This window comes from Azomonas agilis (assembly GCF_007830255.1).
Lineage (GTDB): Bacteria > Pseudomonadota > Gammaproteobacteria > Pseudomonadales > Pseudomonadaceae > Azomonas > Azomonas agilis.
This window is the reverse complement of the sequence record NZ_VLKG01000010.1, coordinates 53534-65738: the sequence shown is the minus strand read 5'-3', so window position 1 is coordinate 65738 and position 12205 is coordinate 53534. Positions and strand designations below refer to the sequence as shown.

The window sequence follows — 12205 nt, the reverse complement described above, 5'->3', positions numbered from 1 at the left end:
GGAACACAGGGATTATCCAATCTATCATGTAGATTGAATAAGCCCTGTCTGCTGTGCGGATCGGCTCAGGTTTTGGGTGTCCAGCGCCGCAGCAACAGCGCATTGCTGATAACGCTGACGCTGGACAGTGCCATTGCCCCTCCTGCAAGGGCAGGATTCAGTAGGCCAAAGGCCGCCAGCGGAATACCGATCAGGTTGTACACAAAGGCCCAAAACAGATTCTGCCGAATCTTGCGCCACGTATGATGGCTGATCGACAGAGCGGCTGGCACTAAGAGTGGATCTCCGCGCATCAAGGTAATGTCGGCAGCATGCATGGCTACATCGGTGCCGCTGCCCATCGCAATGCCCACATCAGCGGCAGCTAGGGCCGGTGCATCGTTGATGCCGTCGCCCACCATAGCCACGCGGCCTTGTTGTTTGAGCGCGTTAATATGAGCTGCTTTATCAGCGGGCAGTACTTCCGCCTGCACTTCATCAATGTGCAAGGCCTTGGCGACCCGTTGGGCACTGCCGTAATTGTCTCCGCTGATTAAATAGGTACGAATACCCTGTGCTTTTAGTTGTGCGATGCAAGCAGCGGCGTTGGGTTTGAGTGAGTCGCCAAAGGCCAGCAGCCCCAACAATTGCGTCTTAGGTTGGCACTCGATTAGCCAAGACAGGGTATAGCCTTCCGCTTCCCATTGAGCGGCCAGCTCAGCATATTCTGTGGTCGATACATCTTGTTCCTCTAATAAGCGGCGATTGCCCAAAGCCAGAGTGCGTCCCTCAACCTCAGCCACAAGGCCACGACCGGCGAGCGTTTGGCTGTTATGCGGAGTTGGAAGCCTAAGGTCTTGAGCGTGACAGACGGTGAGCACGGCTTTGGCCAATGGATGTTCGCTGTGCTGTTGCAGTGCTCCAGCAAGACGTAACAGGGCTGGGTTATCGTCGTGGAAACTTTGATAGTGGATAAGCTGCGGATGGCCTGAGGTTAGGGTTCCGGTTTTATCAAAGGCCACCTGAGTAATGGTTTGGGCGCGTTCTAAAGCTTCCGCGTTTTTAATCAGGATGCCGTGACGTGCCGCTACACCGGTTCCCACCATGATGGCGGCTGGAGTGGCTAAACCCAGAGCACAGGGGCAGGCGATCACCAGTACGGCAACAGCGTTGATTAAAGCGGTTTCCAAGGCCGCCCCCTGCATCAGCCATAGTATGAGGGTTAAGCCTGCAATACCCAGTACTGTGGGCACAAAGATCTGGCTGACTTGATCCACCAGCTTTTGAATCGGCGCTTTAGCGGCTTGGGCCTCTTCGACTAAGCGAATCACCTGAGCCAGTAGGCTTTCTGAGCCTAAGGCGGTGGTGCGGATCAGCAAGCGGCCTTCACCATTGATGGCTCCGCCAATGACTTTATCTCCGGGTTGTTTGCTCACAGGGAGGCTTTCACCGCTGATTAGGGCTTCGTCTGCTTGGCTGTGGCCTTCTATCACCAAACCGTCAACGGGAAAGCGTTCACCGGGGCGTACCACCACCAGATCCTCCAATCGGAGGCTACTGATGGGCACTAACTCTTCTTGATCTTGAATCAGGCGGGTGGCTTGTTGTGGGCGCAGGTTTTCCAATGACTCAAGGGCAGCTCGGGTTTGGCGTTTGGCGCGTTGCTCTAAGTATTTGCCCAAGAGTACCAGTGCGATGATGACCGCTGAGGCCTCAAAGTATAAGTGGGGCATGGTGTCGGGTGGCGCACTCCACCACTGATACAGACTAAGGCCGTAACTGGCGCTAGTACCTAAGGCAACCAGCACATCCATAGTTCCAGACCCCGCTCGTATTGCTTGATAAGCGGCTCGATAAAATCGGGCTCCGAGAATGAACTGTACAGGAGTAGCTAATAACCACTGAAGCCAAGCGGGGAGCATCCAGTGTTGACCCCAGATAGAGCCAAACATAGGAATGACTAAGGGAGTTGCTAGCAAAATCGCCAGTAGAAGATGTAAGCGCTCGCGTTTGAGTTGCTGCTGTTGGCCATGCTCATCGGATGCACCATCATCCTGAATGGGACTCGCAGAATAGCCCTCTTGGTGCAGGTTCTGGATTAAGGAGTCCAGCGTAAAGCCTTCAACCACTTCTAGGTGAGCGCGTTCAGTGGCTAGATTGACCGTTACCGCTAAAACCTGTGGCATTTTGCCGATCAAGCGCTCAATGCGTCCGACGCAGTTGGCACAGGTTATTCCTCCGATTTTGAGTTCAAGTCGGTGTCGGGGCACTTGATAGCCCGCCTGTTCAATGCAAGCCACTAAGTCTTTAAGCAGTACTTGGGTTGTTTGGACGCGGGCCTGTTCGGTGGCAAAATTGACTTCAGCCGCCTCCACCCCCTTGAGTTTGCTTAGGGCTCGTTCAATGCGCTGGGAGCAGTTGGTGCAGGTCATGCCAGAAATAGGCAAGGTATAGGTCAATGGACTAGACATGGAGGGTTCTCTTTGCATTCAATAGTTTTGAGTCAACGCCCTAGGCGGTATGGGGTCAAGCATTAAGGCTGAATCTCAGTGCAAGTGACTTGGGGTCTTGAGCCTATGACGGATACACCAGAGGAGTTTATTGAGCATGCAAGTATTTAAAGTTCAGGGTATGACCTGTGGTCATTGTGAGCGCGCGGTGACTCAAGCTATTCAAGCGCAGGATGCACAAGCCAAAGTAGAAATAGATCGTGCGGCGGGCGTGGTGCAGGTCAACAGCCAACTGAGCGAGCAGCAGATTCGGGCCCTGATTCAAGAGGAGGGCTTTCAGGTTTTATAATTGAGCACAGCCTTAGGGATTTGTGATGCAAAAAGTGTCATCCAATCAGTATCTACTCTCGGTTTTCAAAGGGATTGCCTAGAATGGCATCGCCCCTCCTATGCGGATAGGAGGGGTAAACGAGATATTTTGGCCTTCGCCATATGCTTGCCAACCACCATTAGGAGATAAAAATGGGTCTGTTCGACATGTTCAAAAGCGATGCGGGTGAGCAAATGACACCTCACTTGGCTTTTGCAGTGTCTTTGCTGTACATGATGTCTGCTGATGGCGAAATTGATAACGAAGAGGTTGGCCATCTGTTGTCGGTGTTGGGCGGTCAGGATCAAGGGAATGGCGTGATTGGGGTCGGGGCTCAGAACGAAAAGCTATTAGATAATGCGATTCGTTATAGACGGCGCAAATCCATCAACGAGTTTCTGGCCGAAGCAACGCCCTTGCTGAGCGATGCGCAAAAAATGTGCATTTTGGTTAATCTGATCGACTCTTCGTTAGCCGATGGTCAGCCAGAGCCTGGAGAGCAAGCGCTGTTTGGACAATTCCTGCAAGCCTTCCAAATTTCTGAGGAGCGCTTTAGACCTTTCTTTGAAGTGATTTTGTTGAAGAATGATCGCGCCGTATTCATCAACCCTGAGCATCCCAAGAATCAAGCGGGTTATCAGGTTAGCCTGCATAAGTCCTAAGTTTGGGTAGGTACAGCGATTGAGTACAAAAAGCCAGAGCCTTGAGCTCTGGCTTTTGCGTTGTAGGGATTAATCTCCCCTGTTCCAGTTTTTTACCAGCCCGCAAAACATTGGATTCAGTAGCGCAGCGGGGTCTTGTTCTGCATTGTACAGTTGTGGGTCGTGTGTCCAGTCTGTCATCAGGCCGATCAGTAAGCCGTGTAAGGCTCGGGCCGCTATTCGGGGCGTAACGCCCGGTTGTAGTTGGTGGCTTGCTCTGGCGAATAATTGTTCCGATAACTGAATGAATAGCTCGACAAAGGCGTAGTGGCGTTTTTCCGCTTCTCGCAGCTCGTCGGTGAACTCGCAGCGGTGCAGGAAGATGGTGAGGATGCGTAAGCGTTGCGGGTTTTGCCCCAAGGAGGTCACTACCTCAATACAAAGTTCGTGCAAGGCCTTAATGGGATCTTGTTGGTCACATACTGATAAACGCTCAATCAATTGCTCAGGGGGAAGACGCACCTGATTGAGCATTTCGTGGAATAGATGGGATTTATTTTCAAAATGCCAGTAGACAGCACCTCGGGTAACACCGGCCTCTTTAGCGATTAAATCCAAGCTGGTATGGGCCACCCCTCGGGCTAAAAATAGGCGCTCTGCGGAGGCTAAAATGGCGGTGCGGGTTTTTTCCGCTTCTTCTTTGGTACGACGCATGGCCTTGCTTCATGTAGGGGCCTGATACTAAGAGGTATCAAGCGAGGTTCTTCAAGGGGGCTGAGTAAAATTTTGCTGCGCAACATTCTAAGACTTATTTACAATCACTTTTGTATGTAACAACCTTAGGTCTTTGTTGTAAAGGTTTTCCTCAACCGAACTGCCTGACATCAGGTAGCGAGTCTTAGATGAATTTAAGAATTTTATTAATCCTTGGTGCGCTAACGGCATTCGGGCCGATGGCTATTGATCTGTATTTACCCAGTTTTCCTACCTTGGCCGAAGTCTTTGCGACGGATGTGGAGCAGGTTCAACGCTCGTTGGCGGCTTATTTTGTTGGGATGGCATTGGGGCAGCTCATTTACGGCCCTTTGATCGACCGTTATGGCCGCCGTATTCCTCTATTAATGGGCGTGACTATTTTTTGCGTAGCTTCGTTATTTTGCGCCTTTGCCAATACACTGGATGAGATGGTGTTAGCCCGCTTTGTTCAGGCTTTGGGTGGTTGTGTGGGCATTGTAGCCTCTCGAACCGTAGTGCGCGATTTGTGTGACGCATTGACTACGGCACGGGTATTTTCTCAGCTTTTATTGGTCATGGGCTTAGCGCCTATTTTGGCCCCTTTAGTGGGAGGACTATTACTGGATTTGTTGGGATGGCGTGCTTTATTTCTGGCTTTAGCACTATTTAGTGGCTTGACCGGCTGGGCGGTGTGGCGTTGGTTGCCAGAAACCTATCCTAAGGGCTTAGCTCCTGCTCCTTTGAGTGGAGCCTTTCGTCAATATGCTCGTTTATTGCAAGACAAAGCCTTTATGGGACAGGTGATGACCGGTGGTTTGGCGATGGCTGGTATGTTTGCCTATATCGCAGGTTCTCCCTACGTTTTTATCCAATTGTATGGCGTTCCTACGGAGCATTACGGTTGGTTGTTTGGCGCTAATGCGGCGGGTTTTATTTTCTTAGCTCAGCTCAACGCGCATTTGTTGCGTTGGAAAGGGCCGAGTTTTTGGCTTAAGTTTTGGGTCGGTTTTTACCTAATCAGCGGATTGAGTCTGTTCGGAGTCGCGCTTGTACAGCCTGCTAGCCTATGGCCTTTGCTGGTTCCTTTATTTTGCTGTATTGCTAGCTTGGGCTGCATTATGCCTAATGCCACCGCTTGTGCTTTAGAGCATCAAGGGGCTCAGGCGGGGAGTGCTTCGGCCTTGTTGGGTAGTGTGCAATTCCTATTAGCGGCTTTGGCGGCAGCAGCCGTGGGTTTACTGCACGATGGATCGGCCCTGCCTTTGGCGCTGGTGATTGCTGGTTGCGGGGTTATGGCCCTGTGTACGTTGTTATGGGTAGAGCGAAATGCTTCCAGTATCTAGTTTTTTTGTTACCTTTTTACATGGGGCTGAACAAAAAACGCTCAAATCGCTGGAGCGTCCATAGACCGAGGGCTAGCGATCTGAAAAGTCGAGTTATCCACAGAGTGATGCACAGATTTTGGGGGTAAGTTGATCAGGCACAGGCTCCAAAACCCGTGCCTAGGGCTTAGCGTTGAGCGTCTTCAGCGCTGGGGGTATAGGGAAGATCAGCAAGGGTTAGGGCTAAACCCTCTTGATGGCCAAGGCCTATGCGCCCATCTGCCGCCACATCTTCTTGCAGTACCGCCAGCAACTCTAAGCCAGAGTCTGCTTGGGCCGCTAATACTACCTCGCCAGCCGCACCTCCGGCATGAGCAGGAGAATAGAGGGCGGTTCCGGGCGCAGGGAGCGATTCAGGAGCGCTAGCGCTGACTAAACGATACATACGGCGCTTAATTTTGCCCAAGTGCTGGGTTCGGGCCACGATCTCCTGTCCGGTATAGCAGCCTTTTTTGAAGCTCACCCCGCCCAAGGATTGCAAGTTGATCATCTGGGGTAAAAACAGCTCCCAAGTCTCTTTAAATACCTGCCCGATACCGGCCCGGACTTGATGCAGTAGCCAAGTATTGAGTGGTGCCTCAGGCAGTTGGGCGCTTAAGGTTGCTTGCAGTGGGGCGGCCTCTTCGGTTTTTACCCAAAGCTCGGCCCGACCTTCGGAAAGACGAATGGCCACAAGGCCTTGATGGCGAGCGACGTAATCAGTGCCAAGAGGGAGTTCTAAACCTAAAGCCTGCAATACGGCATCAGCATCAAAGAGCCCAAAGCGAACCCAAGCCCCCGTGGCCTCTTGCACGGAAGACTTGGAGAATTGCGCATATTTTTTTAAATCTGCAAGTTGAGGTTCGACTAAGGCGCGATCCATCGCCAATAAATACTGATCAGCCTCGGTTAAGATACGAAAGCTAGATTGCATCCTGCCTTTAGCCGTACAGCGTGCGCCAAGGCTAGAGCGATCTGCGGCTAGGTATTTGAGGTTACAGGTGAGCTGACCCTGTAAAAAGCGTTCAGCATCCGAGCCTTGGACAGCCACGATACCTTCGTGGTCTAACCGGCAGAAAAAGGCGTGCGCATTCATGATTCAATGCCTTGATGGGGACTTAAAATCGCATCATAGCAAGGCATGGGATAAAAGCCGTGTTCCTCTGTGCGGGAAATGCTAGACCGCTATAATGTTCACCTCTCTTGTTTGGAGTATTCGCATGATTGATCAAACCGAACTCAACCGTCTGTTCTGGCAAAGCCGGCGTGGAATGCTTGAGCTGGATGTGTTGCTAGTACCCTTTTCCCGAGAGGTTTACCCCACTCTGGATGCTGAGGATCAGCGCCGTTATCGCAAGCTGCTAGCCTGTGAAGATCAAGATATGTTTGCGTGGTTTATGGAGCGGGAAGAGTCAGAGGATGAGGATTTACGGCGCATGGTGCGTATGATTTTGGATCGTGTCCAACCTAAGTAATACCCCCTTTATCTGTCGCTGGAAGCCTTCGCGCCTTCTATTGTGCGGGTACTTGCTGGTGCAGTTGCTGAGCGCTGTGGCGGTCTGGCTTTCAGGAGCTCCCCTTTGGCTAAAGGCACTGGTGTTCCTAAGCTGTGTGGGACATAGCTTTTGGGTACTCCCAAGACAGATACTCCTAAGTCATCCCTGTGCGTGGCGATCGCTGCGCCACAGCACTGAGGGGTGGCATTTATGGAGTGCTCAGGAGGGTTGGCAATCTGTGCAATTACAGCCCGATACGATGGCTTTGCCGGGGGTGATTATTTTTCGCTACCGTCGCTTAGGACAGTATGGGACACGCAGTGTATGCATCCCGCACGATGCACTGCCTGAGTCAGTGCACCGGCGCTTACGGGTGTATTTGCGCTTCAGTCGTTACCGTTGGGTGGTACCAGAATAGTATCGAAGGCTACGGGCAGTTGACGGGGCGCATCTAGGGTGTAGTGCAGCCCGCGACTTTCCCGCCGTTGCATGGCTGAGCTAATAATCAACTCGGCTACCTGAGCCAGATTGCGCAGTTCGATGAGATCGCGGCTTACATGGTAGTTGCTGTAAAACTCCTGAATTTCAGCCAGCAGTAATTGAATGCGATGGTTGGCCCGCGTGAGGCGTTTATGGGTGCGGACAATTCCTACATAGTCCCACATAAAGCGTCGCAGCTCGTCCCAATTGTGGGCGATGATGACATCTTCGTCCGAATCGCGGACTTGGCTGGCATCCCAACTGGGCAGACCAAAAGGCATCCCCACTTCCCGCAATTGCTTTTGAATATCAAGGGCCGCTGAGCGCGCATAGACAAAGCATTCCAGCAGCGAGTTACTGGCCAGTCGGTTGGCTCCATGTAAGCCGGTAAAGCTGGTTTCGCCAATGGCATATAAACCCGCTACGTCAGTACGTCCGTGATGGTCAACCACCACCCCGCCGCAGGTGTAATGGGCCGCCGGTACTACCGGGATAGGGTCACGGGTAATATCAATGCCGAAGGTGAGGCAATTTTCGTACAGGGTGGGGAAGTGACTGCGAATAAAGTCCGCCGGTTTGTGGCTGATATTTAGGTACACACAGTCGATACCTAGGCGCTTCATTTCGTGGTCAATGGCGCGGGCCACGATGTCACGAGGGGCTAGTTCAGCGCGCTCGTCAAAGCGCGGCATAAAGCGCTCGCCATTGGGTAGGGTAAGAATGGCACCCTCACCGCGCAGAGCTTCAGTCAACAGAAAGCTTTTAGCCTGCGGATGGTACAGGCAGGTGGGGTGGAACTGGTTGAACTCCATATTGCCCACGCGGCAACCAGCACGCCATGCCATAGCAATACCGTCACCACAAGCGCCATCTGGGTTACTGGTGTACAGATAAACTTTAGCGGCTCCGCCTGTGGCTAAAATCACGAAGCGGGCGGCAAAGGTATCCACTTCCCCTGTGGCCGTATTGAGCACATAAGCCCCTAAACAGCGTTCACCGTTGCGTTTTAATTTGCGCTCGGTGATCAGGTCAATGGCAACGCGATGCTCTAACAGCTCGATATTAGGGCAGGCACGGGTTTTAGCCTGCAAGGTGTCGAAGACAGCAGCGCCCGTTGCATCGGCGGCATGAATGATCCGACGATGGCTATGGCCGCCTTCACGAGTGAGGTGAAAGCTAAAATCCCCGCGTTCAGGTACCGCTTGATCGTCACGAGTGAAGGGCACGCCTTGGTCAATCAGCCAGTGAATGGCCTCGGTACTCTGTTCAACGGTAAAGCGTACCGCTTCCTCACGGCATAGATTGGCACCAGCAACCAGAGTATCGGCAATGTGTGCTTCAACGCTGTCAGTAGCATCTAATACTGCTGCAATGCCTCCTTGCGCCCAGTAGGTAGAGCCACTGGCAGCTTCCCCTTTACTGAGCATCGCGATGCGCAAGTTATTGGGAAGATTGAGGGCCAGTGTCATACCGGCAGCTCCGCTGCCAATAATGAGAACATCGTGGGAGAAGTGTTGGCTCATTGCTTGGAGTACACCCTTAGATTGGGTTCAGTATGATTAGGCCAATACATGGCAGGTTAAATTTTACAATGAAGTGTGCCTAAGGAAGAACGCTACCTTGGAGATTGTTCTTTGGTGTTACGCAGCGAATCCAATAAAACGCGCACTTGTCAGACCCACTTAGAACAAGACGTTCTGACTGAGGTCTGAATAAAGTTGCTTTAAATAGCCGTTTTCTTACCCTCTGGCAGGGTATGATGAAACAAGTAACGTCTCTACAAGAGGCAATACTGAGGTTCGAGGATCGGTAACATTCAGGTAATTTACCGTTCTCGAAATTGCGCATGGGGGGGTGAACTTTCGCATACGACCTGAGTCTACCTAAATAAGCAGACCTGCTGGCGAAAGGTGCCCCCTCAAGAAGTTATGAGGAGTGTTCATGCCAACCCAAGAGCAGGATCAGCAGTTGGTTGAGCGCGTTCAGCGCGGAGATAAACGAGCTTTTGATTTGTTGGTACTCAAGTATCAGCACCGAGTGCTCGGACTGATTGTGCGTTTTGTTCACGACTCACATGAAGCGCAGGACGTAGCCCAAGAAGCCTTTTTGAAGGCCTATCGGGCACTGGGAAATTTTCGCGGAGAAAGTGCTTTTTACACATGGCTCTATCGGATTGCGGTGAATACGGCGAAAAACTATTTAGTCGCTCGGGGTCGTCGTCCTCCAGATATTGACCTAAGTGCCGATGAAGCGGAGTTAGGTGAGGGACATCAAGCGCTTAGAAACGTCGATTCTCCCGAGGGATCACTGTTACGAGATGAGATAGAAGAGGCTGTACGCCAAACCATCCAACAGTTGCCAGAAGATTTACGGCAGGCGTTAACACTGAGGGAGTTTGATGGTCTGTCTTATGAAGAAATAGCGAATGTGATGCAGTGTCCCATTGGGACGGTGCGTTCTAGGATCTTTCGGGCACGGGAAGCCATTGATAAGGCCCTGCAACCTTTGTTGCAGGAGTCTTGAAAGAACACGGTGTCATTCGAAAGAGGAACAGCCATGAATTCTGAAGTCTTGCATGAATCGCTGTCCGCTGTCATGGACGGCGAAGCAGATGAGTTAGAAATGCGTCGAGTACTGGCTGATGCTGAGCTCAGCACAACTTGGAAACGCTACCAACTGGCACGAGCGGCGATGCACCGTGAATTGCTTGATCCTTGTTTAGATTTATTGTCTGGCATTCAAGCTCGTTTAGAGGCTGAGGATCAGTCCGCACAACAGCCTTCTTCTGAGGTGCGAACTGGCTTTAGATGGAGCGCGGTAGTGCGCTTGGCTGTGGCCGCTTCAGTGACCTTGGCCGTATTGGTTGGAGTGCGCTTTTACAATCAGCAGGATATCGACGGAGCTCCTGCAATGGCCAGTCTGAATGTCCCCCAAAGCCCTGTAGTTGCGAACTCATCAGAAGAGCTGGCGCCACGGGTGCAGGTGGTGAGCGAGCAGCGAGAAGTATCTGACTGGCAAGAGCCTAGAGTGCAGCAAAATATTCAGCAGGCTTCTTTTAATGAGTCCGCTCCGGTTTCCGTAACTCGGCCCGGAGGGCGCGAGTAATACTCAGCTCCAGTATGTTGATATTGTTTCGCAACACTAAAACCTCTAGGGTACGTTTAGGTTTTTCCTGAACGCGGAGACTTAGACCACATGCTTTTTAGGAACACTCGTTCTCTTTTGATTGCAGGTATTTTGCTATCAGGAGTTGCGGCTCAGGCCCAAGCAGACTTGCCGGACTTTACCTCATTGGTTGAGAAAGCCTCTCCTGCGGTAGTAAACATCAGTACCCGACAGAAGGTAGCTGATCGTTCAGCGAATCAGCTCATACCGGACTTAGAAGGATTACCACCGATTTTTCGCGAGTTTTTTGAGCGTGGTTTTCCCCGTAGCCCCTCTGATTCGGGTAAAAATCGTCAGCGCGAGGCTCAGTCTCTAGGCTCTGGATTTATTATTTCCGAAGACGGTTATGTTCTAACCAATAACCATGTGGTCGCTGATGCAGATGAGATCACGGTGCGTTTGCCTGATCGCAGTGAGTTGACCGCTAAATTGGTGGGAACTGATCCACGCACAGACGTTGCCCTGCTGAAAATTGAATCCAAAAACTTACCGGCGGTGAAAATTGGCAAATCCAGTGACCTGAAGGTGGGTGAGTGGGTGGTAGCTATTGGCTCTCCTTTTGGTTTTGATCACAGCGTTACAGCGGGTATCGTGAGTGCAACCGGCCGCAGCCTGCCCAGCGAAAATTATGTGCCCTTTATTCAAACGGATGTGGCCATTAATCCCGGCAACTCCGGGGGGCCACTGTTTAACCTCAAGGGTGAAGTGGTCGGGATTAACTCCCAGATTTTTACCACCCGAACAGGGGGGTTTATGGGGCTTTCCTTCGCCATTCCAATAGATGTGGCAATGGATGTGGCTAACCAATTGAAGGCCGGTGGTAAAGTCAGTCGTGGTTGGCTCGGAGTTGCGATTCAGGAAGTGAATAAAGACCTAGCAGAGTCCTTTGGCCTAGAGCGTCCAGCCGGTGCTTTGGTGGCTCAGGTAATGGAAGATGGCCCAGCAGCTAAAGCGGGTTTAAAGGTCGGTGATGTCATCCTTAGCGTAAACGGTAAGCCAGTGGTGATGTCAGCCGACCTACCGCACCTGATCGGAACCATGAAACCGGGCTCTAAAGCGGAGTTGGGTGTGGTGCGCGGGGGCGACCGTAAGACTTTAACCGTCACCGTAGGGGCGTTGCCTGAAACGGATGAAGAGCTGTTAGCGGCTAATAAAGGCAGTGGTTCAGATCTGAATAGCTCACGCCTTGGGGTTCGGGTCAGTGAGTTGTCGGCGGAACAGAAGAAAACTCTGGATGTACAGACCGGTGTCGTAGTATCTGAAGTCACAAACGGCCCAGCGGCTTTAATTGGACTTCGGCCCGGGGATGTGATTACCCACTTAGGTAATCAGCCCATTGAGTCCGCTCGTAGTTTTATCAAGATTGCGGCGGAGTTACCGGCTAACCGTTCCGTATCTATGCGCGTTTTGCGGCAAGGACGTGCCAGCTTCATTACCTTTAGATTGACTGAGTAAAAAGATAAAGGGGCCCACCGCTGCGTGGGCCTTTCAGCAAAACTCCCCCACGCATAGCACATACCTGGTCGAT

General features: G+C 51.8%; 12 protein-coding genes. 8 read left to right on the top strand and 4 right to left on the bottom strand.

Features of this window, described 5'->3' with window-relative positions; translation table 11 throughout:
• Nucleotides 1-65: 65 nt before the first annotated feature.
• Nucleotides 66-2450, bottom strand: coding sequence for a heavy metal translocating P-type ATPase (locus LX59_RS12695; protein ID WP_144572371.1), 2385 nt, complete (start codon nt 2448-2450; stop codon nt 66-68).
• A gap of 136 nt (nt 2451-2586) precedes the next feature.
• Here LX59_RS12695 and LX59_RS12690 point away from each other — a divergent pair, with 136 nt between their 5' ends.
• Together LX59_RS12690 and LX59_RS12685 are read left to right on the top strand one after the other, a co-directional pair.
• A complete protein-coding gene (locus LX59_RS12690) occupies nt 2587-2778 on the top strand; it encodes a heavy-metal-associated domain-containing protein (RefSeq protein WP_144572369.1) in 192 nt (63 codons plus the stop codon).
• 173 nt (nt 2779-2951) lie between these two features.
• Complete coding sequence (locus tag LX59_RS12685) at nt 2952-3461, top strand: tellurite resistance TerB family protein (RefSeq protein ID WP_144572367.1); 510 nt, start codon at nt 2952-2954, stop codon at nt 3459-3461.
• Nucleotides 3462-3530: 69 nt separating this feature from the next.
• Here the strand turns inward: LX59_RS12685 and LX59_RS12680 are convergent, their stop codons facing one another.
• The gene (locus LX59_RS12680) at nt 3531-4154 is read right to left on the bottom strand and encodes a TetR family transcriptional regulator (protein WP_144572365.1); all 624 of its coding nucleotides are present in this window, start codon (nt 4152-4154) and stop codon (nt 3531-3533) included.
• Nucleotides 4155-4342: 188 nt separating this feature from the next.
• Here LX59_RS12680 and LX59_RS12675 point away from each other — a divergent pair, with 188 nt between their 5' ends.
• Complete coding sequence (locus tag LX59_RS12675; RefSeq protein ID WP_144572363.1) at nt 4343-5518, top strand: multidrug effflux MFS transporter; 1176 nt, start codon at nt 4343-4345, stop codon at nt 5516-5518.
• Between the two features lie 166 nt (nt 5519-5684).
• Here the strand turns inward: LX59_RS12675 and ygfZ are convergent, their stop codons facing one another.
• Complete coding sequence (gene ygfZ / locus LX59_RS12670; RefSeq protein WP_144572361.1) at nt 5685-6632, bottom strand: CAF17-like 4Fe-4S cluster assembly/insertion protein YgfZ; 948 nt, start codon at nt 6630-6632, stop codon at nt 5685-5687.
• A gap of 124 nt (nt 6633-6756) precedes the next feature.
• On the opposite strand from ygfZ, the gene LX59_RS12665 reads away from it, so the two are divergent.
• Nucleotides 6757-7011: an FAD assembly factor SdhE gene (locus LX59_RS12665; RefSeq protein WP_144572359.1), complete on the top strand. Its 255-nt coding sequence runs from the start codon at nt 6757-6759 to the stop codon at nt 7009-7011.
• Nucleotides 6995-7450, top strand: a complete 456-nt coding sequence (locus LX59_RS12660) for a protein YgfX (protein WP_144572357.1) — start codon at nt 6995-6997, stop codon at nt 7448-7450. The genes LX59_RS12665 and LX59_RS12660 overlap by 17 nt, the downstream gene beginning before the upstream one ends.
• Here LX59_RS12660 and nadB read toward each other — a convergent pair.
• Nucleotides 7419-9035: an L-aspartate oxidase gene (gene nadB / locus LX59_RS12655; protein ID WP_144572355.1), complete on the bottom strand. Its 1617-nt coding sequence runs from the start codon at nt 9033-9035 to the stop codon at nt 7419-7421. The genes LX59_RS12660 and nadB overlap by 32 nt on opposite strands.
• Nucleotides 9036-9453: 418 nt before the next feature.
• Between nadB and rpoE the strand changes: the two genes are divergently transcribed.
• The 3 genes from rpoE to LX59_RS12640 all read left to right on the top strand — a co-directional run bounded on the left by rpoE (nt 9454) and on the right by LX59_RS12640 (nt 12132).
• Nucleotides 9454-10035: an RNA polymerase sigma factor RpoE gene (gene rpoE, locus LX59_RS12650; protein ID WP_144572353.1), complete on the top strand. Its 582-nt coding sequence runs from the start codon at nt 9454-9456 to the stop codon at nt 10033-10035.
• 33 nt (nt 10036-10068) lie between these two features.
• On the top strand, nt 10069-10617 hold the full coding sequence (locus LX59_RS12645) for a sigma-E factor negative regulatory protein (RefSeq protein WP_144572351.1): 549 nt from the start codon (nt 10069-10071) through the stop codon (nt 10615-10617).
• 90 nt (nt 10618-10707) lie between these two features.
• Entirely contained in the window at nt 10708-12132 is a 1425-nt protein-coding gene (locus LX59_RS12640; protein ID WP_144572349.1) for a DegQ family serine endoprotease, read from the top strand.
• Nucleotides 12133-12205 lie beyond the last annotated feature (73 nt).